This is a genomic window from Halalkalicoccus paucihalophilus (genome assembly GCF_001593955.1).
GTDB lineage: Archaea > Halobacteriota > Halobacteria > Halobacteriales > Halalkalicoccaceae > Halalkalicoccus > Halalkalicoccus paucihalophilus.
The window spans coordinates 49,307-71,386 of record NZ_LTAZ01000007.1; the positions used below are offsets into that span (position 1 = coordinate 49,307).

Annotated in this window: 24 protein-coding genes and 1 tRNA gene; 17 read left to right on the forward strand and 8 right to left on the reverse strand. The window is 66.1% G+C overall.

Features of this window, described 5'->3' with window-relative positions; genetic code table 11:
• Positions 1-408 precede the first annotated feature (408 nt).
• From HAPAU_RS13055 to HAPAU_RS13065, 3 genes are all read right to left on the reverse strand, one after another.
• Positions 409-482 (reverse strand) — tRNA-Ile (locus tag HAPAU_RS13055).
• 50 nt (positions 483-532) lie between these two features.
• A complete protein-coding gene (locus tag HAPAU_RS13060; RefSeq protein WP_066383457.1) occupies positions 533-1,027 on the reverse strand; it encodes an FxsA family protein in 495 nt (164 codons plus the stop codon).
• 67 nt (positions 1,028-1,094) lie between these two features.
• Positions 1,095-1,349, reverse strand: a complete 255-nt coding sequence (locus HAPAU_RS13065) for a hypothetical protein (RefSeq protein WP_245634106.1) — start codon at positions 1,347-1,349, stop codon at positions 1,095-1,097.
• 126 nt (positions 1,350-1,475) lie between these two features.
• Between HAPAU_RS13065 and HAPAU_RS13070 the strand changes: the two genes are divergently transcribed.
• From HAPAU_RS13070 to HAPAU_RS13100, 7 genes are all read left to right on the forward strand, one after another.
• Complete coding sequence (locus HAPAU_RS13070; protein ID WP_066383460.1) at positions 1,476-3,074, forward strand: DUF255 domain-containing protein; 1,599 nt, start codon at positions 1,476-1,478, stop codon at positions 3,072-3,074.
• 59 nt (positions 3,075-3,133) lie between these two features.
• The gene (locus tag HAPAU_RS13075) at positions 3,134-3,937 is read left to right on the forward strand and encodes a TrmB family transcriptional regulator (RefSeq protein ID WP_066383461.1); all 804 of its coding nucleotides are present in this window, start codon (positions 3,134-3,136) and stop codon (positions 3,935-3,937) included.
• 22 nt (positions 3,938-3,959) lie between these two features.
• Positions 3,960-4,142, forward strand: coding sequence for a DUF7576 family protein (locus tag HAPAU_RS13080; protein WP_066383462.1), 183 nt, complete (start codon positions 3,960-3,962; stop codon positions 4,140-4,142).
• 37 nt (positions 4,143-4,179) lie between these two features.
• Entirely contained in the window at positions 4,180-5,184 is a 1,005-nt protein-coding gene (locus tag HAPAU_RS13085) for an AAA family ATPase (RefSeq protein WP_066383464.1), read from the forward strand.
• A gap of 159 nt (positions 5,185-5,343) precedes the next feature.
• Complete coding sequence (locus HAPAU_RS13090) at positions 5,344-6,759, forward strand: short-chain fatty acid transporter (RefSeq protein ID WP_066383467.1); 1,416 nt, start codon at positions 5,344-5,346, stop codon at positions 6,757-6,759.
• An 11-nt stretch (positions 6,760-6,770) separates the two neighbouring features.
• Positions 6,771-8,129 carry a TIGR00366 family protein gene (locus HAPAU_RS13095; RefSeq protein WP_066383468.1) on the forward strand — a complete coding sequence of 453 codons (1,359 nt, stop codon included), beginning with the start codon at positions 6,771-6,773 and terminating at the stop codon, positions 8,127-8,129.
• A gap of 42 nt (positions 8,130-8,171) precedes the next feature.
• Positions 8,172-8,609: an acyl-CoA thioesterase gene (locus tag HAPAU_RS13100; protein WP_066383470.1), complete on the forward strand. Its 438-nt coding sequence runs from the start codon at positions 8,172-8,174 to the stop codon at positions 8,607-8,609.
• On the opposite strand, the gene HAPAU_RS13105 is transcribed toward HAPAU_RS13100, so the two are convergent.
• A complete protein-coding gene (locus tag HAPAU_RS13105) occupies positions 8,606-9,562 on the reverse strand; it encodes a methyltransferase domain-containing protein (protein ID WP_066383472.1) in 957 nt (318 codons plus the stop codon). The genes HAPAU_RS13100 and HAPAU_RS13105 overlap by 4 nt on opposite strands.
• 107 nt (positions 9,563-9,669) lie before the next feature.
• On the opposite strand from HAPAU_RS13105, the gene HAPAU_RS13110 reads away from it, so the two are divergent.
• Genes HAPAU_RS13110 through HAPAU_RS13120 form a run of 3 tightly spaced genes read left to right on the forward strand, consistent with a single transcriptional unit; the run spans position 9,670 to position 11,523 of the window.
• The gene (locus HAPAU_RS13110) at positions 9,670-10,227 is read left to right on the forward strand and encodes a TATA-box-binding protein (protein ID WP_066383474.1); all 558 of its coding nucleotides are present in this window, start codon (positions 9,670-9,672) and stop codon (positions 10,225-10,227) included.
• 4 nt (positions 10,228-10,231) lie between these two features.
• On the forward strand, positions 10,232-10,579 hold the full coding sequence (locus tag HAPAU_RS13115; protein ID WP_066383476.1) for a DUF7473 family protein: 348 nt from the start codon (positions 10,232-10,234) through the stop codon (positions 10,577-10,579).
• Entirely contained in the window at positions 10,576-11,523 is a 948-nt protein-coding gene (locus tag HAPAU_RS13120; RefSeq protein WP_066383479.1) for a CPBP family intramembrane glutamic endopeptidase, read from the forward strand. Before HAPAU_RS13115 ends, HAPAU_RS13120 begins: the two co-directional genes overlap by 4 nt.
• Here the strand turns inward: HAPAU_RS13120 and hisG are convergent, their stop codons facing one another.
• Positions 11,524-12,372 (reverse strand): ATP phosphoribosyltransferase, encoded by an 849-nt coding sequence (hisG, locus tag HAPAU_RS13125; RefSeq protein WP_066383481.1) that lies wholly within the window; start codon positions 12,370-12,372, stop codon positions 11,524-11,526. It lies immediately after the preceding gene.
• Between the two features lie 116 nt (positions 12,373-12,488).
• Between hisG and HAPAU_RS13130 the strand changes: the two genes are divergently transcribed.
• Both HAPAU_RS13130 and HAPAU_RS13135 read left to right on the forward strand, forming a co-directional pair.
• On the forward strand, positions 12,489-13,412 hold the full coding sequence (locus HAPAU_RS13130) for a 2-dehydropantoate 2-reductase (RefSeq protein WP_066383483.1): 924 nt from the start codon (positions 12,489-12,491) through the stop codon (positions 13,410-13,412).
• Positions 13,413-13,462: 50 nt separating this feature from the next.
• Positions 13,463-14,758 carry an amidohydrolase gene (locus HAPAU_RS13135; RefSeq protein ID WP_066383484.1) on the forward strand — a complete coding sequence of 432 codons (1,296 nt, stop codon included), beginning with the start codon at positions 13,463-13,465 and terminating at the stop codon, positions 14,756-14,758.
• On the opposite strand, the gene HAPAU_RS21735 is transcribed toward HAPAU_RS13135, so the two are convergent.
• On the reverse strand, positions 14,755-14,910 hold the full coding sequence (locus HAPAU_RS21735; protein ID WP_169802658.1) for a hypothetical protein: 156 nt from the start codon (positions 14,908-14,910) through the stop codon (positions 14,755-14,757). The genes HAPAU_RS13135 and HAPAU_RS21735 overlap by 4 nt on opposite strands.
• Before the next feature lie 80 nt (positions 14,911-14,990).
• Between HAPAU_RS21735 and HAPAU_RS13140 the strand changes: the two genes are divergently transcribed.
• The 4 genes from HAPAU_RS13140 to hjc all read left to right on the forward strand — a co-directional run bounded on the left by HAPAU_RS13140 (position 14,991) and on the right by hjc (position 20,006).
• Entirely contained in the window at positions 14,991-15,428 is a 438-nt protein-coding gene (locus HAPAU_RS13140) for a DUF6653 family protein (RefSeq protein WP_245634107.1), read from the forward strand.
• A 31-nt stretch (positions 15,429-15,459) separates the two neighbouring features.
• Positions 15,460-16,749, forward strand: coding sequence for an adenosylhomocysteinase (locus HAPAU_RS13145; RefSeq protein WP_066383492.1), 1,290 nt, complete (start codon positions 15,460-15,462; stop codon positions 16,747-16,749).
• 223 nt (positions 16,750-16,972) lie between these two features.
• The gene (locus tag HAPAU_RS13150; RefSeq protein WP_066383494.1) at positions 16,973-19,480 is read left to right on the forward strand and encodes a glycoside hydrolase family 3 protein; all 2,508 of its coding nucleotides are present in this window, start codon (positions 16,973-16,975) and stop codon (positions 19,478-19,480) included.
• 46 nt (positions 19,481-19,526) lie between these two features.
• Entirely contained in the window at positions 19,527-20,006 is a 480-nt protein-coding gene (gene hjc, locus HAPAU_RS13155; RefSeq protein ID WP_066383496.1) for a Holliday junction resolvase Hjc, read from the forward strand.
• On the opposite strand, the gene HAPAU_RS13160 is transcribed toward hjc, so the two are convergent.
• Positions 20,003-20,641 (reverse strand): SWIM zinc finger family protein, encoded by a 639-nt coding sequence (locus HAPAU_RS13160; protein ID WP_066383498.1) that lies wholly within the window; start codon positions 20,639-20,641, stop codon positions 20,003-20,005. The genes hjc and HAPAU_RS13160 overlap by 4 nt on opposite strands.
• Positions 20,642-20,782: 141 nt before the next feature.
• Between HAPAU_RS13160 and HAPAU_RS13165 the strand changes: the two genes are divergently transcribed.
• Positions 20,783-20,995, forward strand: a complete 213-nt coding sequence (locus tag HAPAU_RS13165) for a DUF7472 family protein (RefSeq protein ID WP_066383500.1) — start codon at positions 20,783-20,785, stop codon at positions 20,993-20,995.
• On the opposite strand, the gene priL is transcribed toward HAPAU_RS13165, so the two are convergent.
• The gene (gene priL / locus HAPAU_RS13170; protein WP_066383507.1) at positions 20,982-22,073 is read right to left on the reverse strand and encodes a DNA primase regulatory subunit PriL; all 1,092 of its coding nucleotides are present in this window, start codon (positions 22,071-22,073) and stop codon (positions 20,982-20,984) included. The two genes, HAPAU_RS13165 and priL, sit on opposite strands and share 14 nt — an antisense overlap.
• Positions 22,074-22,080: the final 7 nt, after the last annotated feature.

The following is a 22,080-nucleotide window of genomic DNA, read 5'->3' on the forward strand; positions in this document are numbered from 1 at the left end:
GCCGTCGATCGATCGGGAAGTGCCTCCGGTCGGAAAGATCCGAACAGAAGACCCCGGAAATTGCCCACCACCGGAGGGTCAATGCCGTACTACGATTCAGACGTGAGTTCGATAATGACAACACGACATATTTTATTTTCAATCAACCAGTCAACAGATCTTCACGATAATAGTTATAGTACCGGGGGGAGAACGGAGGATGCCGGGAGTGAGTCAGAGGCACTCAATGGAACGGGCACTCCGGAGCGGTCTTCGGTTTTTCGACGCTCGGTCGCGGGAACGCCGTCCGATCGGATAGAAACACGTCCGGAGGGATGTCGCTGGTGAGTTCAGGAAACGGCAGAGATTGGTTGGCTGGGGAGGTGAGGTCCCGAAAGCCCCTCGGCCAAAAGCCGGTGGGTATCGAGATGGGCCGACACGGATTTGAACCGCGGACCTCCCGGTTATCAGCCGAGCGCTCAACCTGACTGAGCTATCGGCCCGAACGCACCTACACGTATTTCGGTGTGCTGTTTAAGGGTTTCTCTTTCGTCTACGATCCCTCGCCCTCGTGGACGTCATAGTCGTCCGCACCGAGGTTGACGGTGGTCCCCGACTCGTCGTCATCGTTCGGAAACCCGTAGGTGTAGACGTTCCCGCTGACGAACCCACCCGTCTTCTTCTCGACGTAGGGCGTGATCACGAACCGTTTCAACAGTCCCCGCAAGGCGTATCGGCTCGGCGGCAGGACGAACAGGAAGCCGATGGCGTCCGTGACGAGGCCGGGGGTGAGCAACAGCGCGCCCGCGGCGATCAGAAAGCCACCATCGAGCAGTTCGTCGGTCGGAGCACGCCCCTCCGAGAGCGCCCGCTGGAACCGTCTGATCGTGTGGCGACCCTCCGCGCGGACGAACAGCGTCCCCAACAGCGCCGTCAGCACGACGAGCAACACCGTCACCGGCCACGAGAGCCAGTCGGCGACCACGATCAGGAAGATCGCGTCGACGAGGGGGACGATCAGCAACACCGCCAAGAGGCGCTTCCACATACCCTTCACTACCGGACGCGCGCCCAAAACGCTTTACATTGTTCGGACCCCACCCGGAGCGGACCGCTCAGGTGTGGGCCGACTGCGACGTCTCGAGTTCCGTCGCCAGCATGATGTTCGCGAACGCCCACGCTTCGCGGCGCCACGAGTCGGATATCTGTGGTGTGTGTGCGAGCACGGCACCGCTTTCGCCACGGTCGACGGCGAACGACGCCGTCCGACCGGTAGGGTCCGCAACGGTGATCGACGAGAGCGACCCGTTCCGTCGAGTGACGTTGTAGACGTGCATATAGCCCTTGCAGGTGCCTGCACGCCGAACCATATCAATATGTCGATTAGTCAGTGTTCGGGAAAGATACGCCGACCGTAAACGTGAACAGACCGGTGAGAGCGGGGCGGCGAGCAGGCCGACCGGAGGGCCTTAACACGCGTCGGTCCTACCGGTGTCATGGACGATTCCGTGAGCGAGATCGACTGGTACGGCTGGGAAACGGGGTTGGCGGCCGCTCGCGAGCGCGACGACCCGGTCATGCTCTTCCTCTCGGCGGCGTGGTGTGTGGACTGTGCGGAGATGGAACGAACCACCCTCTCGAACCCACAGATCCGCGCCAACCTCGAGGAATTCATCCCGATCAGGGTCGACGCGGATCGGCGCCCACGCGTCCGCGACCGGTACAACATGGGTGGCTTCCCCTCGACGGTGTTCTGCACCCCTGACGGGCGGATCCTCACCGGCACGACCCAGTTGGGTATCGAGGGGCTCCGGAGCGTCCTCGGGCGCGTCCGGGAGGTCTGGGACGACCGGGGTGCGGACGCCGGGCGAATCCCGCGGGCGCTTCGAGCGGACGAACCGCCAGCAGGCGAGGTCAGCGAGGGGATAGAAGGGCAGCTGGTCGGCCGGCTGGAGAGCGCCTTCGACACCCAGTACGGCGGGTGGAGCGACGCCCCCAAGTTCCCGCTGGCCCGAACGATCGAGTTCGCGCTCAAGCGCGACCGCGAGGCCGCCCGCAGGACCCTCGAAGCGGTCCAAACGCACCTGCAGGACGACTACGAGGGCGGCTTTTTCAGGTACGCCGCGAACCGCGACTGGAGCGACATCTCCCACGAGAAGCTGACCGACGAGAACGCCGCGCTGCTGCGGACCTTCGCCAACGCGTATCTCGCGACCGGCGAGGAGGCCTACCGGGAGACCGCCGCCCGCACCGTCGAGTACCTGACGACGACCCTCTGGACCGGGGAGGCCTTCGCCGCGAGCCAGGCGCCCGGCCCCGACGACTCGTATCGTGCCCCCGAGGAGCGCACCGACCCGCCGGTCGACGGTACAGTGTACGCCGGGGCGAACGCGCTGGCGATCGACGCGCTGTTGGCCTACCACGCGTACACCGACGACGAGGACGCAAAGCGCTTCGCACAGCGGGCCCGGTCCCACCTTGAAGGGCTGATCGATGGGGGACGCGTTGCCCACTACGCGGGCGGCGATCGGGGGCTGTTGAGCGATCAGGCGCGCGTCCTCCGGGCGTTCACGACGGCTCGTGAAGTGCTCGGGGACGAGGGGTCGCTTTCGAGCGCCCGGTCGGTCGCGGACCACACCATCGAGACGCTCCGGGTCGAGGACGGCCGGTTCCGGGACGGCCCCGTCGAGGGTGCGGGCCTGCTCTCGTACCCGCTGTACCCACTGGATACGACCGCCGAACTCGCCGACGGCCTGCTCGATCTGGCCCTCATCACGGGCGAGAACCGGTACCGCTCGGTCGCCCACGACGCGCTCGCGGCGTTCGCGGGCGCGAGCGACCGGTTGGGCCCGCAGCTCGCGGAATACGGGACGGCCGTCTCGCGGTTGGTCGGCGAACCGTTGGTGATCCGGGTGGGCGCGCCCGCCGGCTCGGATCTCCACCGGGCCGCCCTGCGGATCGCGGATCACGAGGCCGTGGTCGTACCCGGGGCGGACTGTGAGGGAGCACTCGCGAGTGCCGGCGAGCGAACGGCCCAGCCGGCGGCGAGCCCGGCCGAGTTGGAACGGGCGGTGAGCGCTCTCTTTGCGGACTGATCGACAACCGAACCGACAACGGCCGGTGCGTTTATGCGGATCGAATCGTGAAACGGGGTATGGCCAGCCTGAAGGATCTCGGTCTCTCGGAGTACGAGACCCGCGTCTATCGCGCGTTGCTGCATACGGGACCGACAACTGCAAAAGAGTTGTCACGGACGAGCGAGGTCCCGATGGGCCGGATCTACGACGTGTTGAACAGTATCGAGCGCCACAGTCTGATCCGGAGCCAGACGGCGAGCCGACCGAAGAAGTACGTCGCCGTCGAGCCGGAGACGGCCCTCAAACGCCTGCTGGAGGACAAGCGCCGCGAGGCCGAAGAGACCATCGGGAGATACGAGGAGATCGTTGAGACGCTGAGCGGGGAGCTCGAATCCGCGGAACCGGTCGAAGAGCAGTTCTGGACGGCCGCAGTCGGCGACGGTGAGACGCTCGAACTCCTCCTCGAACGGCTTGCGGCCGCCGACGAGAGCATCGTCATGGTGGTCGCGAACCGCTCGCCGCAGTTCGACTTCGGCGAGATCGGCGATGTCGTCACCGAACGCCTCGAGGACGCCGTCGACCGGGGCGTCGACGTCTCCGTACTGATGACCCCGGAAGTCGTCGAGAGCCTGCCCGAGAGCGTCGGCGAGCGCTATCGAAGCCGACTGTCGAACGACCCCTCGTTTTCGGTCCGCACCACGGAGAACCTCGACGGGACGTTCAACCTCGTCGACCACATCGAGGTCGTCCTGCAGGTGTCGAACCCCCTCAGGCCGGGCGAAGTCTTCGCCGTGATCGACCTGAAGGACCCCGCGTTTGCGACGGAGGTCCACGAGGAGTTCGCCCCGCGCTGGGAGGAGGCGAACCCGCTGTCGTTTTGAGGGGTGCACGCCAATCGGGCGTATGGAAGAGCCGAGCGACACGACGCCGAATCCGAGCAACGAGACCACCCGAGAAGTCTGCGAGCACTGCGGCGAGGTACTCGATCCGATGGAGTGGACGACTCTCGAGGACGAACCGGGCTACGAGTCGGCGCTGCATTTCTGTGACGAGGAGTGTCTCGACGCGTGGGGCGCGAGCGCGTAGCGACGCCTTTGTATCCGCGCCGCCAGAAGGGTCGGTAATGGACGCGCCGCTGTGGACCGAGACGCACGCCCCGACGCTCGCGGAACTTCCACAGGAGGGGGTCAGGGAGTACCTCACGCGGGCGAGCGAGGAGCCCATCAACCTCGTCCTGTACGGCCCGAAAGGGGCCGGAAAGACCGCCGCCGTTCGGGCACTGGCCCGCGAGGCCCACGACTCCGAGAACGACCTCGTCGAGATCAACGTCGCCGACTTCTTCGGGATGACGAAAAAGGAGCTCTCGGAGGACCCCCGCTTTTCCTCGTTTATCACGCCCAAGCGGCGCCGCGAGACCTCGAAGGCGGGGTTGATAAACCACGTGTTGAAGGAATCGGCGAGCTACCCGCCCGTCTCGGGCGACTACAAGACGATCCTGCTCGACAACGCCGAGGCGATCCGTGAGGACTTCCAGCAAGCATTGAGAAGAGTGATGGAGCGCAACCACGAGGCCGCCCAGTTCGTCATCACGACCCGTCAGCCCTCTGCACTGATCGCGCCCATCGTCTCGCGGTGTTTCCCCGTGCCCGTGCGTGCGCCAACGACCGCCGAGACCGTGGAGGTACTCGAGGGGATCGTCGTCGAGGAGGGCGTCGAGTACGACCGCGAGGGTCTGGAGTACGTCGCGAGCTACGCCGACGGCGACCTCCGGACGGCCGTGCTAGGTGCTCAGACCGTCGCCGAAAACGGGGAGGGGATCACGATGGAGACGGCCTACGAGGCGCTCGGCGACGTGGGCGTCGACGACCGAATCGAGGACATGCTCGTCAACGCCGAAAACGGCGCGTTTATCGACGCTCGCAAGCTCCTCGACGAGCTGTTGATCGACGAGGGCTACGACGGCGGCGAGGTCCTCGAAGACCTACTGGCGACGTCGCGTTCGCGGTACAACGGCGAGGACCTCGTCGCCCTGTACCGGCGGGCGGGTGAGATCGACATGGACCTGACCGAGGGGACGAGCGACCGGATCCAGTTGGGCCAGCTTCTCGCTGACCTCGGTGCCGACTGAGCGACGACCGGCGGCCCGACGTGACACGCTGCAAGCAGGATCTTTAACCGATTCCGTTCGTCACGTATGACTGTGTATGATTGTCACTGAAGGATATCGCCGGGTATCCAGTAGCGGTTATTATACCGACCGACGGTTCCCGGATCGGGACGACGGCCGATGAGCACGAAGCTCACCCGGAGGGTCAGCGACTCTTTCACTGCATTGGGCGCCGGTGCCAGTCAAGTGGTCCAGCGGTACCTGCCCAACGCGTTCATCTTCGCGTTGCTTCTGACGTTCGTGACGATGGTGCTCGCGGTGGCACTCACGCCAAGCGGACCCGTCGAGGTCACGGCACAGTGGGGCGAGGGGTTCTGGTACGTCATCACGTTCTCGATGCAGGCCTCGCTCGCGCTGCTGACCGGCTGGGCGCTCGCCGATTCGCCGCCGGTCAAACGCGTCTTAGGTAGCCTCGCGACGGTCCCGAGTTCACAGCGCCAGGCGATCCTGCTGACGGCGATCGTCGGCCAGCTGGTCGGGCTGTTCCACTGGGGGATGGTCCTGATCGTGGGCGGGATCTTCGCCCGCGAGGTCGGGATCGCGATGGACCGCAAGGACATCGAGATTCACTACCCGCTGCTGGTGGCGACGGCCTACGCCGGGCTGCTTCCGTGGCATCAGGGCCTGTCGGGCGCGTCCTACTTGCTGAGCGCGACGCCGGGGCACTTCCTCGAGGGCTCGATCGGGGTGATCCCGGTCTCGGCGACCATGTTCACGGCGGCGAACCTCGTGACCGTCGGCGCGGTCGTCCTGTTGACGCTCGTACTCATGCCGCTGATGGCACCGAAGGAGGACCTGCTGACCGTTCCGGCCGAAACGCTCCGGTCGGCCGACGCCGAGATCGCGACCGACGGCGGCCGATCGGCCGACCCCCATCGAGAGCGGACGTCGGCACTGAAGGACGCTCTCGTCGACAGCAGACTCCTCTGTGTCGGGACGGGGCTAGTGATGTGGTCGTATCTGGGCTACCTGTTCGCGACCTCGCCCTTTACCGAGGTCCTCAACATCAACCTCTTCATCTCCGCGATGCTCGGGCTCGGGTTCGTCTTTCACACCTCCTTTCGGAGCTTCTTCGAGGTGTTTCGCGAGGCCATCGAGGGCGCCAGTCAGGTGATCATCCAGTTCCAGTTCTACGGCGGGATTATGGGGATCATGGCCGCTTCGGGACTGGCGGAACTGATCGCCGCGACCGCCGCCAACTACGCCACCGAGACGACGTGGTACCTGCTGGTGTTTCTCTCTGCTGGCACCGTCAACTTCTTCGTCCCCTCGGGCGGCGGCCAGTGGACCGTCACCGGCGAACTGCTGGTGAACGCGACCCGGAACATCCCCGGGACCGACATCGAGACGATGATGATCGCGTTCGCGATGGGCGATCAGTGGACCAACATGATCCAGCCGTTCTGGGCGATTCCCGTCCTGGGGATCGCCGGACTCTCCATCAGGGACATGATGGGCTACGTGGCCGTGTTGTTCGTCTTCAGCGGGGTCGTCTTCGGGATCGGAACGCTGCTGATGGGATTCGGAGTCCTCTGAGGTGGTCGAACATGGCAACACGACACACTGAGACGGACGCACAGGACGGAACCGACGCCGGGTTCGTGCCCTTCCTCGGGCGGTTCTTCCCGGAGTCGCTCGCGCTCGCGGTGCTACTGGCGCTCGTGGCGCTTTTCGTCACGACCCCCTATCTACCCGCCTTCCAACAGGTCGAGACGTTCACGACCGGCTTCTACCAGCTGTTCGCCGTCCAAATGGCCCTGATACTGTACTGGGTCCTCTCTGCGACCGTCGTCGAATCCCGACCGGTCGGCGAGCTGTTCGACCGGATCGCGGGGTTGATTCCGACGAGCCAGACGACGATCGTCTACTCGACCGGCGTCCTCGCGCTCGCGCTCGGCTGGGTCAACTGGGCGCTCGGTCTCCTCGGGGGCGTGTTCGTCGGTAGACGGCTCTGTCGGCGCGCCCACGAAGAGGGGATCGCAATCCACTACCCCGCCGTCCTGACCGCGGGCCTGCTCTCGCTCGTGCTCGCGAATCAGGGGCCTACCAGCCCGGGCGCGTTGCTGATGGCCGATACGAGGCTCGCGGAGATGAGCGGCTTTCTCGCCGATTCCGGGCCGCTCAGCATGGCCGAGTTCCTCCTCGCGCCGGCGAACCTCGTCCCCAGCGTCGTGCTGGTCCTGACCCTGCCGCTACTCTTGGTCGTTCTGGCTCCCGATGCGAAAACGGACAGAACGGAACTCGAAGACGGGGCGATCCTCGAGGGCTCGATCGGCGAGACGTTCGATCACTACTCCCTGCCCTCACAGGACGGGTACACGGTGGCCGACCGCCTCGAACAGTCCCGGCTCATCTCGGGACTCGCGGTGGTCATCGGGCTCGGATCGATCGGGCTGTACGCCGCCACCGGCGGGGGGCTGACACTGTTGTGGCTCCTCTTCTCACTGATGATCCTCGGGCTGCTCGTCCATACCCGGCCGATGGCCTTCCGCTCGAAGACCACCCATGCGACCCGGTGGGCAAACCACGTCGCGATCCCGTTCATGCTCTATGCGGTCGTCTTCGCGTTGCTCTCGGCGGCGGGGCTCTACGGGGCCATCGGCGATGCCCTCGGGGGCGGCACCGTCGGCCCGTTCCTCGCGGCCCTCGGACTGGGACTGCTGATCCCGGATCCCGCGTCCGTCTGGGTCGTCGTCGGCCCGGCGCTGATCGCGACGGGATCGGACCTCGTCGGTTCGGTCGTCGCCGTGATGTACGGTGCCGGGCTCTCGAACCTCTGGTTGGGCTTTCTCTTCTGTGGGATCCTTTCGATCCGCGGGTTCGACTGGCGCGAGTTCGTCCGGTACGCGGCCGTGATCACCGTCTACGTCTCGGTGGTCGTTCTCGTTTCGACGATCGCCCTCTGATTGGGGCTGTAGCCTCATTACGGTCCACGACCAAGGAGGGGCATGGTGACGCTTTCTGAGACGCGGATCGAGAACCGCTATCGGGTCCAGCCCAATCACGCGAACAACTACAAGTCGCTCCACGGCGGGACCCTGATGAAGTGGATGGACGAGGTCGGCGCGATGAGCGCGATGCGATTCGCCGGCGAGTCCTGTGTCACCGCGGGCGTGACGGAACTCAACTTCCAGCAGCCGGTACCAATCGGCGAATCCGCGCGGATCGAGGCCTACGCCTACGACGCCGGGCGGACGAGCGTCCGGGTTCGGATCCGCGCGTGGCGCGAGGAGCCCCGGACCGGCGAGGCAACGCTCACGACGGAGGCGGCCTTCACGTTCGTCGCCATTGATGCGGACGGCTCGCCGGTCGCGGTCCCCGAAATCGAGGTCGAAACCGACGAGGAGCGGACGCTCCGGGACGCCGGACGCGCCGCTGAGGATTAGGCGAGAACTGCTATATGGCGCGTCAGCGAGCGGTGAACGCGGCGCTCGAAGCGTTCCTCGACGGTCCAGCCCGCCGCCTCGGCGGCCTCATCCCAAGGGCGGTCCGCGATCACGACCGCACGAGGGGCGAGCCGGCGGGCCTCGGAAAGCGCCCCCGCGACGAGCGATTCGAGGTCGCCCTCGATCTTCGACTGGCGGCCGTAGGGGGCATCGAAGACCACGCCGTCGACGGCCCCGTCTCGGAGCGGGATTCGGGTGGCGTCGCCGCGAAACAGGTCGAACGCAGCGCCGTACTCCGCCAGGTTCTCGCGTGCGCCCCGGACCATCTTCCTCTGGGCGTCGGCCCCTACCACGCGCGCGCCGACTAACCCGGCCTCGACGAGCACCCCGCCGGTCCCACACATCGGGTCGAGGATCGTCCTGCCCGGTCGGGCCCCCGCGATGTTCGCGACCGCGCGGGCCAGAAGCGGGTCCATGCTGCCGGGCTGGAAGAAGGGCTTTTCGGTGGGCGCTCGGGCGGCGAAATCGCGGCGGCTCTCGGCGACGAGCCATCCCAGCGCGCAGGTGTCCTCGGAGAACACTGCCCGCAGTTCGTGGTCGGGGTCCTCGAGGTCGACCGAGAAGCCCCGCTCCACCAGCACGGAACCGAGCTCGCGTTCCGCTCGCTGGGTATCGACCTCGGTCTCGCGGACCCGGCGGGCGCGAACCCTGACCGAGCCCTCGCGGTCGATCCCCGCGAGTTCGAGTAGGAGGCGCGCCGAGTCGATTCCTGCAGTACTGGTCCCGACCAGTTCGCTGGCTCGGTGGATGTAGGCGAGCCCCGTGACGCGTTTGGGGTCGATCCCGCGGGCACTCGCCAACCCGGGAGCGAGTGGGGAGACGGCGCTTGCGGCGTGGCGTGCCTCACACCGCGCGAAGGCGTCGTTTTCACCGGCGAGCTCCAGCAGATACACGCCTCGTGGGTCGGGGCAGTACGAAAAGAGGCTGCCGGTTCGAGTGGGGCTGACGATCGTCGCCCACCAACCTTTATAAAGGTTAAATACGTCTTATAAAGAGAACGATGGATCCGAAGGAGACAATCAACATCGAGAACGTGGTCGCATCGACGGGCATCGGACAGGAACTGGACCTTCAGAGCGTGGCGATGGACCTCGAAGGGGCCGATTACGACCCCGAGCAGTTCCCCGGCTTGGTCTACCGGACGCAGAACCCGAAATCGGCGGCGCTGATCTTCCGCTCGGGAAAGATCGTCTGCACGGGCGCGAAATCGACCGACGACGTCCACGAGAGCCTCCAGATCGTCTTCGATAAGCTGCGCGATCTGGAGATCCAGGTGCAGGACGACCCCGAGATCATCGTCCAAAACATCGTCACCAGCGCCGACTTGGGCGTCAACCTCAACCTGAACGCGATCGCGATCGGGCTGGGCCTCGAGAACATCGAGTACGAACCCGAGCAGTTCCCCGGACTGGTCTACCGGCTCGACGAACCGAAGGTCGTCGCGCTGCTCTTTGGTTCGGGAAAGCTCGTGATCACGGGCGGCAAACAGCCCGTCGACGCCGAACACGCCGTCGACAAGATCGTCTCCCGGCTCGAGGAACTCGGCCTCCTCGGGTAGTCGGATGGTCCTCGACGCCCTCCTCACCGTCGCGACGAGTTTTCTGGTGATCGGGCTCGGGTTCTGTCTCACCCTGCACATCGCCGCCAGATACGTCTTGGGTGACGTCCCGATCAAAAACGCCCTCGCGGGGCTGGTCCCCGCGGTGATCGTTCTCGGGTTGACGCTCGTCGGCCAGCCGATCCCGGCGGCGGGCCTCGCGATCGTCGCCGAACTGATCGTCATCCGGTCGGTCTACGACGTGCCGTATCGCCTCTCGGGGCTGATCACCCTGGTTCACTTCACCGTGAGCTTCCTCCTCGGGTTCGCCCTGCAGAACCTGCTCGCGCTGCTCGAAACCGCCCCGACATGAACCCCAAATCGACCGTCTGGAATCCGAGCGAGGATCGACCGCGAACCCCGATCAGAGTCGTCGCTGGCGTCGTCGTTCTCGCCATCGTGACGGCCGTACTGACGATCCCGCCGCTGTTCGTCCTCTCGCTGTTCGAGGTGGCGGTGCTCACGAGTGCCGGTGTGGGGACCATGCTGCTCACGACCGGTCTCAGTGGGGTCGCGGCAGTCGTGGGCGTCTGGCTCGTCGGCCGGTATATCGACCGGCGGCGATTCGCCGATTTCGGCCTCGGGATCGACCGGGCGTGGTGGCTCGATTGTGGGTTCGGGCTGGCGCTCGGCGGGCTGTTGATGAGCGGTATCTTCCTCCTCGAACTCGCGTTGGGGTGGATCGAAGTCACGGGAACGTTCGCGGGCGAGGCGCTCGTCCGGGCGGTCGTCGGAAGCCTGCTCCTCTTTCTGATCGTCGGGGTCTACGAGGAGCTCCTGCTCAGGGGCTACCTGCTGACGAACCTCGCGGAGGGCGCACGGGGACCTCTCGGAATCGCGGGCGCGATCGCCTTCGCGACGGTCGCCTCCTCGCTCGTCTTCGGCGCGCTGCACGCGAGCAATCCGAACGCCACCCTCGTGAGTACGCTCGCGATCTCGTTTGCCGGCGTGATGCTCGCGCTGGGCTACGTCCTGACGGGCGAGATCGCGATCCCGATCGGGCTCCACATCACCTGGAACCTCTTTCAGGGCACCGTGTATGGATTTCCGGTCAGCGGGCTGGATTTCGGCGCGAGCGTCGTCGATATCGAGCAGGGCGGTCCTGCGGCAGTCACTGGTGGCTCCTTTGGCCCGGAGGCCGGCCTGCTCGGTTTGGGCGCGATGGTCGCCGGCTGTCTGGCGACCGTCGCGTGGGTCCGGTGGCGCTACGGGAGCGTCGAGATCGACGAGGACGTCGCGCTTCCCGACCTCCGATGATCACTCGACCAGCCGCTCGATCTCCGTGACGAGGATGCCGCTCGCGCCCAGTTTCTTGATCTCCGTGATCGTCTCGAAGACGTCCCGTTCGTCGACGACGACGTGGATCGCGACCATTCCTTCCCCGGCGATGTCCATCACCGTCGGGCCGCCGAGTCCGGGCAGGGCCTCGCGGATCTCCTCGAGGCGGCCCTCGGGCGCGTTGAGCATGAGGTAGCGCTTGCCGTCCGCCGAGAGCACCGACTGGAGGGCCGTTCGGATCTGCTCGACCTTCGGCTCGTCGACGACGTCCTCGCGGGCGAACAGCCGGACCGAACTCCGAAGCACCTCGTCGATGATTTCCAACCGATTCATCCGCAGGGTCGTTCCCGTCGAGGTGATGTCAACGATCGCGTCGGCCATATCGACGTGCGGGGTGAGTTCGGTCGCGCCGGTGACCTCGACGATCTCGGGGTCGAGCCCGCGCTCTGCGAAGTGTTCGTAGGTGATGTTCGGGAACTCGGTGGCGACGGTCTTGCCGTCGAGATCCGCCGTCTCGCGGATCTCGCCGTCCTCGGGCGCGGCCAGCACGAGCCGACACGAGCCGAACTCCAGATCGAGCAGGTCGACGAGGGTCGTCGCGTCGGCCTCCCTCGCCTGATCTAGTCCCGTAATGCCGAGATCCGCCGCACCGTCGGCGACGTACTCGGGGATGTCCGCGGCCCGCGCGTAGAGGATCGACACCTCGGGGTCGACGGTGTCGGCGTAGAGCTTGCGGTTCGCGCCGTTTTCGATGTGGAGCCCGGCGCGTTCGAGCAGCGAGATGGTCGGCTCGTGGAGTCGGCCCTTGTTCGGAACGGCGATCTTCATGTTCTTCCATTCGCCGGGGCCGGCAACTGCCTTGCGATCCGAGCGAACCCGTCTCGCCCGTCGGAACGATCGGACCGGGGTGACCTTCTTGGGCCCGGCGCGCGAATCACGGCGGGATGGAGTTCGCAATCTTCGGCGCCGGCGGTATCGGCGCGTATCTCGGGGCGAGGCTCGCGGACGCGGGCCACGACGTCGCCCTCGTCGCCCGCGGCGACCACCTCGCGGCCCTCCGATCGAAGGGGCTTCGCGTCGAGAGCGTCGCCGGGGACACCGCCGTCGACCTCCCCGCGACCGACGACCCCGGCGAGATCGGCCCGGTCGACTGCGTGTTGTTCACGGTGAAGGCCTACGACACCCGCGAGGCCGCGGCCGACCTTGACCCGCTCCTCGGTCCGGAAACGGCCGTGGTCTCGTTCCAGAACGGCGTCGATAACGAGCGGTTGATCGCCGAGGCTGTCGGCGAGTCCCACGTCGTCGGCGGCATCGCGTACGTCTTCTCGACGATCGAGTCGCCGGGCGTGGTCGCGCACACGGGCGGGCCGGCCCGCTTCGTCTACGGCGAACTCGACGGCTCTCGAAGTGCCCGTATCGAGGCGCTCGACAACGCCCTCTCGGAATGTGCCGGTGTCGAGGCCATACTGGCCGACGACGTCCGCGTGGGGCTCTGGCGGAAGTTCGCGTTCATCTGCGCCCAGTCGGGCATGACGGCGGCGACCCGCAAACCCATCGGCGCCATCCGCGAGACGGACGCGTCCTGGCGGATGTACCGTCGGGTCGTCGAGGAGGTCGTCGCCGTCGCGCGGGCCTCGGGCGTGGACGTCCCCGCGGAGACGGTCGAGGAGTGGGTCGCGTTCGCCCGCGACCTCGATCCGGAGATGTACTCCTCGTTGCACTACGACCTCACCCACGGGAAGCGCCTGGAACTCGACGCGCTCAACGGGGCGGTCGTCCGCCATGCCGAGGCGGCGGGCGTCGACGTCCCGATGAACGAGGCCGTCGAGGCCGTCCTGCGCCCATGGGCCGACGAACGGGCCGAGTGATCGCGGGGAGGACCGCCAGATTGAGGCAAGCCCGCGGGAAATCAGGGAGCATGACGACACTACGGATCACGGGCGGGCGGGTCCTCCTGCCCGATCTGACCGTCGAGCGCGCGGACGTGCTCGTGGACCGAGAGGCGGGCGAGATCCTCGCGGTGGGCGATCCCGAGGACCTCGCCAACGGCGACGAGCACCTTTCCGCCGCCGGTTCGCTGGTGATCCCCGGCCTCGTTAACGCCCACGGCCACGCCGCGATGGCGCTTCTCAGGGGATATGCCGACGACAAACCGCTCGACGCGTGGCTCCAGGAGGACATCTGGCCCGCCGAGGCCGAACTCACCCCCGAAGACGTGCGCGCGGGCGCGGAACTCGCGATCATCGAGATGATCAAGTCCGGTACGACGGCGTTCGCGGACATGTACTTCGAGGTGGGGGAGATCGTCGCGGCGGTCGAGGCCTCAGGTATGCGTGCCCGTCTCGGCCACGGGATCGTCACGGTCGGCAAGGACGAGGAGGCCGCACGCGCGGACGTCGAGGAGAGCATTAGGGTCGCCCGGGAGTTCGACGGGAGCGCGGAGGGCCGGATCTCGACGGCGGTGATGCCCCACAGCCTCACGACGATGTCGGAGGAATCGCTCGTGCGCTCGGTCGAGGGGGCCCGTGAGGCCGGCGTGCCGGTTCACTTCCATGCCAACGAGACCCGCGAAGAGGTCGAACCGATCGTCGAGGAGCACGGGGTTCGACCGCTCAAGTACGCCGACAGACTGGGTCTGCTGGAGGAGGGGAACTTTCTCGCCCACGGCGTTCACCTCGACGAGCGGGAGATCGGCCTGCTCACGGAGGCGGGGACGGGCGTGATCCACTGCCCTGCCTCGAACATGAAGCTCGCGAGTGGGATGGCCCCCGTCCAGCGGCTCCTCGATGCGGGGGTTTCCGTCGGATTGGGCACCGACGGCGCGGCCTCGAACAACGACCTCGACCTCTTCGACGAGATGCGCGACGCGGCCATGCTCGGCAAACTCGCAGCCGACTCGGCGGCCGCCGTCCCCGCAGAAGCGGTCGTGGAGATGTCGACTACGGGTAGCGCCGAGGCGATCGGGATCGGTTCGGGGAAAATAGAGGCGGGCGCGAACGCCGACCTCGCCGTCGTGGACTTCGAGAAACCCCACCTCACGCCGGCTCACGACCCCGTGAGTCACCTCGCGTACGCGGTCCGCGGATCGGACGTGCGCCACACGGTCTGCGATGGGGAGGTCCTCATGTGCGACCAGGAGGTACTGACGCTCGACGAGAAAGAAGTACGTGAGACCGCCGGGCGACGCGCGACGGAGCTGGTCGAACGCGCCTAGCGGTAGACCATCACGGCGATGCCGGCCGCGATCAACAGCAGTCCCCACCACAGCGAGTCGAAGGGCAGGACCTTGAGGATCAGCGTGACGATACCCGACGAGAGCAGCGACCAGCCGATCGTGGTCCGGTAGCCCGAGTCGTTGTAGCTCATGGGGACAGCTTCGAGGGCCGATGACAAAGGTCTGCGGCCTGACGCTGAACGGTTTTGCCGGCGGCGATCGTCCAGGACGTATGGCCATTCGAAACCCCATGTCGGAGCGGGCGTGGCGCCGACACGCGAACCCCTACAGCGGTGCGACGCGCATGCTCGCGGGCGCGGCGCTCCTGTCCGCACTCTATCGCCACGCGTGGAAGTCCCTCGGGGCGGTGATCGGGTTTCTCGTCCTCAACCCCGTACTGTTCCCGGAACCCGAGGACACCGACAACTGGCTGAGCGAGGGCGTCCTCGGCGAGCGGGCGTGGATCACCGATGGACACCCGATGTTCGGGACGGACTATCCCGAAGTTCTCAACACGGTAAACGTCCCGCTGTACCTCTACACGCTCTATGCGGCCTACCGCCGGTACCCGCTACGGACCCTCGTCGGCTTCCTCGTCACCTTCGCGCTCAAGATGGCGTTCGTCGATGCGATGGCCCGGTACTACCGGGACCGAGACGACCTTCGGTAGGGTTTTGGGTTCGCCCCGCCCACCCCGAACCATGAGTCAGACCGCGTACCCCCCGATCAGCGAGCATCTCGACGATCCCGAAAGCGCTCGCGAGGAGGGCCGGCGCAAGATGGACTGGGCGTTCCAGCACATGCCGATCCTCACGGAGCTCCAGAAGGGGTTCGAGGACGAGAAGCCCCTCTCGGGCCAATCCATCGGGATGGCGATGCACGTCGAGGCCAAGACCGCGAACCTCGTCGAGACGCTCGCCGATGGCGGCGCGGAGATCGCCATCACCGGCTGTAACCCCCTCTCGACCCACGACGACGTGAGCGCGGCGCTCGATAGTCATGAAAACATCACATCCTACGCCGTGCGAGGCGTCGACGATGAGGAGTACTACGCGGCAATCGAGGCCGTCATCGACCACGAACCCACCATCACTGTCGACGACGGGATGGACATGGTTGCGGCGATCCACGACGACTACCCCGAGCTGATCGACTCGATCGTCGGGGGCTGCGAGGAGACCACTACTGGAGTCCACCGGCTTCGCGCGATGGACGCCGACGGCGCGCTGAACTACCCCGTCTTCGCGGTCAACGACACGCCGATGAAGCGGCTGTTCGACAACGTCCACGGAACAGGCGAAAGCTCCCTTGCGAGCATCGCCATGACCACGAACCTCTCGTGGGCCGGCAAGGACGTCGTCGTCGCGGGCTACGGCTACTGCGGGAAGGGCGTCGCACAGAAGGCCTCGGGCCAGAACGCGAACGTCATCGTCACCGAGGTCGAGCCCCGCCGGGCGCTCGAGGCTCACATGGAGGGCTACGAGGTCATGCCGATGGCCGAGGCCGCCGAGGTCGGCGACGTCTTCCTCACGACGACCGGTAATCGCGACGTAATAGTGAAAGAACACTTCGAGACCATGGGGGACGGTGTCCTGCTCGCGAACGCAGGCCATTTCGACATCGAGATCGACCTTGACGCGCTCGATGACCTCGCGGTAGATCGCTACGAGGCCAGAGAGGGCGTCGAGGCCTACGAGATGGACGACGGCCGCCGGCTGAACGTGATCGCCGAGGGACGATTGGTGAACCTCGCGGCACCCATCGCGCTCGGTCACCCCGTCGAGGTCATGGACCAGTCCTTCGGCGTGCAGGCCGCCTGCGTGCGCGAACTCGTCGAGAACGGCGAGAGCTACGGACCAGGCGTCCACGACGTCCCCGACGAACTCGACGAGGAGATCGCCGAGATCAAACTCGCCGCGGAGGGCGTCGAATTCGACTCGCTGACCGAAACGCAGCGCGAGTACATGGGGAGTTGGGAACACGGGACGTAACCCGCCGTTCTCCCCGTCTCACGCGTCCGGAACCGATAGTGGGTGCTTTTTCCTCCGCCACTACCAGTCATGCCGAGAGTTTCGAACGGTCGGGAACGGCGAGCGCCGCCTCCGCCCCGGTCGTCGCGGACCCGCGAACCGGCATCGACTCATAGATCCGTTAGTAAAGAATAACTCAATTGTAGAAAAATTATTATGATCTATGTCCGTGGTTTATCGTGGAATGGTAGACGACCGAGCGGACGAAACCGAGGGACAGCACGCGAACACGTCGAGGCGAACGTTCCTGAAGGCGACCGGTGCGGCGACGGCAACCGCGGGCGTTGGAACAGGGGCGGTGAGCGCCGCCTCGGAAGATCGGGAGGGGAAGGAGGGACACACCGATATCGAGGCGATGCTTTCTGAACTCACGCTCGAACAGAAGGTCGGGCAGATGACCCAGGTCGACGTTGGCACCTTCGACCCCGACTCGACGGAGATCCCCGACAGCTTCGGCGTCGAGACGCTCGGAGAGTACTTCTCGGAACTCGAACTCGGATCGATCATTTCCGGGGGAGCGTCGCCGCCGACGTTCGACGCCGAGGAGACCGTCATGGGTATCAACGCGCTTCAGGAGTACAACCTCGAGAATTCCGAGCACTCGATTCCCTTCCTCTGGGGCGTCGACGCCCTGCACGGCAACACGCTGCTTGCGGGTTCGACGTCGTTCCCCCAGCGGATCAACATGGGTGCGACCCGCGACATCGAGACGATCGAGGACGCGGCGCGCCACACGGCCGACTCGGCGGCGGCGATGGGCGCCCACTGGACGTTCGCGCCGACGACCGACCTCCAGCGCGACCCGCGCTGGGGACGGTTCTACGAGGGAATTACCGAGGACCCGACATATTTGGGCGAGGTCTCGAAGGCCCGCGTCCGGGGTCTAGAGAGCAACGACCGGCTCTGTTCGACGGTCAAGCACTTCGGGGCGTACTCGATCCCCGAGAACGGCAACGACCGGGCCCACGCCCGGACCTCGATGCGCGACCTGCGGACGAGCCTGTTGCCGCCCTACCGGACGGCCTTGGAGGCCGAACCGAAGACCGTAATGGTAAACAGTGGCGCGGTAAACGGCAAGCCAGCCCACGCCTCCGAGTGGCTGCTGACCCAGATGCTCCGCGAGCGCTACGGCTTCGACGGGCTCGTCGTCTCCGATTACGACGACTTCTACCGGATGCTCAGCAACCACGACTACACTGACAGCTTCCGGCGCGCCGTAAAGGAGGGATTGAACGCAGGCGTCGACATGTACATGATCGGCAACGGTGGCGAGGCCCCCGGCCCGGCCGAGTTCATCGAGACGACTGTGAGCCTCGTCGAGGACGGCGAGATTTCGATGGAGTGTCTCGACGAGTCGGTCCGTCGGGTCCTCGAACTCAAGGCGGAGTTGGGCCTGTTCGAGGAGCCGACCGTCGATCCCTCGGAGATCCACTCGGTGCTGGGCGGAGCTCAGGAAGAGTCCGAGCGGCTCGCCGAGGAGTCGATGGTGCTACTGAAAAACGAGGACGCCCTGCCGCTGTCGGGCGACGAAAACGTCCTCTTGACCGGGCCGGGGTACGACCCCGTCCTCGACATCGAGAACCGCTTTTTGATACGACATGGCGGCTGGACGCTCGGCTGGCAGGGCGTCCAGGAGGGTGCGCCCACCGAGGGCGGACCCCGACCCCGCGGGGAGACGATCACCGAGGCCGTAGAGGGGAGCCTCGACGGGGAACTCACCCACGTTCCGACCGACTTCCGCGCACAGCCCTACAACCCCGAGACCTCGGACGCCAACGGCGACTTCGGGTTCACCGACGAACAAGAGGAGGAGGTCCGGGAGGCCGCCGGATCGGCGGACGCCGTCGTCGTCATTCTGGGCGAGGGACCGCACAACGAGGGCTTCGGCGACCGCGATGAACTCGCGCTCGATCCCGCCCAACGGGAACTCGTCGCGGCCATCGAGGAAGAAGCACCCGACACCCCGGTCGTCGGCGTCGTCCTCGCGGGCAGTCCCCGCGGAGGGGCGGAAACGTTCGACTCGCTCGATGCCGTCGTCTTCGCCGGTCAGCCCGGCAGCGACGGCGGCCGAGCGGTCGCCGGGACCCTGCTTGGGGAGAACAATCCTTCAGGTAAGCTCGCGTTCAACTGGCCCGAGAGCGTCGGAAAGGTGCCCAACAACTACGACGCCTACCCGCCACTCGACGACCAGGAGCCGCTGTACGCCTTCGGCCACGGGCTGAGCTACACCGACTTCGAGTACTCGGACCTCTCGGTCGCGCCCGGTTCCGTCTCGGATCCGGCGAGCACGCCGACGGTCACGGCCAGCGTCGATGTCGAGAACACGGGCGATGAGGCCGGCGAGCATATCGTCGAGGTCTACAACACCCAGTCGTTCGGCTCGGTGCTCCAGCCGAACCGCCGGCTGCTGGGTTACGAGCGGGTCGAACTCGGGAGCGGCGAATCGGCCACCGTCGAACTCGACCTCGACCTCTCGGCACTGGAGGTCGTTCCCGGCGACGTGCCGGGCATCCTGCCGAAGGTCGTCGAGGCCGGCGAGTACGAACTGTCCGTCGGCGAGGAGACGACGGCGCTGACGGTTGAGGACGCCGGGAGCATCACCGACGACCGACCCGCGATCGGGTTCGATCCGGATGCCGATGGGGACGACTACTCGGCGGTCGTGGAGTTCCTCCGGGGGCTCGGCCGGTAGCCAACGGGACCCCTTATATACGCGCGGCCGAAACCGACGGACGGAGATGGCAAACCGGAAAGGGAACCGTCGGGAACGCGAGCTCGTCAATCGCCTCGACGAGGCCGGCTTCGCGGTGATGCGTGCACCCGCGAGCGGCGGGGCGACCCAGCGCGAACTGCCCGACGTCCTCGCGGGTAACGGCGAGGCCTTCTACGCCATCGAGGCCAAATCTAGCTCGGGCAAGCCGATCTACCTCACCGGCGAGGAGGTAGAAGCGCTCGTGTACTTCTCGCGGAACTTCGGCGCCCGCCCCAAGATCGGGGTGCGCTTCGACCGCGAGGACTGGTACTTCTTCCATCCCGGCGACGTCTACCGGACCGACGGCGGTAATTACAGGGTCAAAAAGGAGACGGCACTCGCGAAGGGCGAGACGCTCGCCGAGCTCGCCGAGACGAACGGGAGCGATACTGACGTCGAGCGGGTGTTGACCGCGGTCGAACAGGGAACACTGACGGCCGAGGAGGCCGCCGGGATGTTCGACTAGGCGGGAGTCCCCGAAACCCGTTCGAGTCGGGCGTGCGGAAACGAGTAGACCCTGAGAGCGTCGGGTTCCGGCCCGGAGCCGGTCATCTCGATGGACTGGGGGTAGACTGCGCCGACGACCCGGTCCGCGGGATCGTACGAGCGGTTGTTCGGGTAGGTCGCGACGCTGTAGGCCGATCTGCCCACTTCCGTCCTATCGGCCCGCCGATCGGAGACCGCGACGACGAGCAGTCTGTCGCCCGTCTCGCGGTCGCGAACGAACGCGCCCGGTTCGAGCGCGTCGGTCCCACAGTACTGCGGGCGGTCGGCGTCCGCTTCGGGAACGAACAGTTCCTCGCCACAGACCGCACACGCGACGGCGAGCTGGCCTGGAGGCGGGGTTCGGCCCTCGGTGATCTCGATGGCGACCCGCCGGAGGTGCTTACAGCGCACGCTCCGAAAGACGTAGTCGGGACAGCTACATCGGCACGAACGCAGGTCGATGAGGTAGCTGGTATCGTGGTCGGTTTCGACCTCGTAGAGGGCGTCGCCGAGCGCGGTGACGGCCATCGGCTCGGTTCGCGCGCGGATCGATCGTCGGTCGAGTTCGTGTTCACTGGTCGGCAGTGACGCTGGTGTGTTTTCGGCTTGCGTCATGGAATCACCGGGGGTTCCAGTGGAACCCCCGAATCGCTACAACTACGGGTAGGTGCCCGAGTAACCTAAGTCTTCCACTCGAAACGAAAGTGAAGGAATCGCTTCGAAGTGCTTTTACTTCGGGGCGGGAAACGCCACGCTATGGACGTAGACAGGGAGACGATCGTCGAAATCGTCGTCTCCGTGGGCGCGGTGGGGCTGTTCGTCGCGGTGCTGGTCGGGATCGGCACCACGTACAATCAGGGCGGCCTCTCGACCGACGGCGGCGTGGTTCTCGTGGGTGCGATCACCGGGTTCGTCGTCCTCATGTCGCTCGTCGGAATCGGGCTCGCGTACTACCTCAATCAGGAGTAGCCGTCTCCCCGTCCCCGTTTTCCTCGCGCCAGTCGACCAGTTCGTCCTCGTCGGCCTGTTCTAACTGGTATTCGTAGTAGTTCAGCGGGTGGGACTCGTTGATCTCGTCCTCGCAGATCTCGTCTTTGTTCACGCAGTCGCCGTACGATTGCATGGTCGCACAGCTCGGCGGGGTGTACTCCGTGGGGCTGGTCTCTCCCCTGATGTGGTCGGTCTGGTAGCGCGTCATCTCCTCGCCAAAACTCGAATTGACCATGTAGAGGTCGACGATCTCGTCCGTGCTCATCCCGATGCTGGTCAGGAAGGCAGTGATCGCAAAGCGGGAGTGATGACCCAGATGCTCGCCCTTCTGAATCGAGTCCAACAGCGCCTTCATACACGGTGGGAACCGTTCGGGGACGACGGTGTCGATCTCGCGGGTGAGATCGAGATCCGAGAGTACCGAGCGAACCGTCTCGACCCGGCTTTCGAGGGGGGCTGCGATCTCCTCGGGGACGGAAAGGGGCAACCCATCCGAAACACGCTGGCTGATCGCCTCTTCGAGCAGGCTGTAGAGCTCCTCGCTCGCGATGGTGACCTCGCCACCGGCGAGCGTCCGGTTGACCAGTCGCCACTCGTCGCCCCAGAGGTCCGAGACGAGCCGGAGGTACGTCCCGACGGCGACACAATAGCCCTCCTCGTCCTCGCGGAGCGCGTCGGCCAGGTCGAACTCGGCGAAGAGGTCCGAAAGCGAGAGTCGCTCGGTTCGGGCGCTCGCGAGTTCGGCCGTGTCGTTTCGGGCGGCGCTGAACAGCGAGATCGCCCGGGTCGCCTCCGCGTGGGCGTACTTCCGCGTACAGATCCGCTCGTCGACCAGCGAGACGAGCACGCGGGCGACGGGATAGGAGAGCAGTTCGACGCGCGTTCCGGGGTGGGCATTCCCAATGGAGCCGTCCCGAAGCGCACCCGTGACCCGTTCGACGGCCCGCTCGACGACGGGCCCGTCCTCGCGGATTAGCCCGACCAGATCGACGTCAGCCTCCTCGACGGCCGTCCGGGAGGGGGCGAGAAACGGGTACCGAGCGTGCAGCGGCTTCATCCGCGCA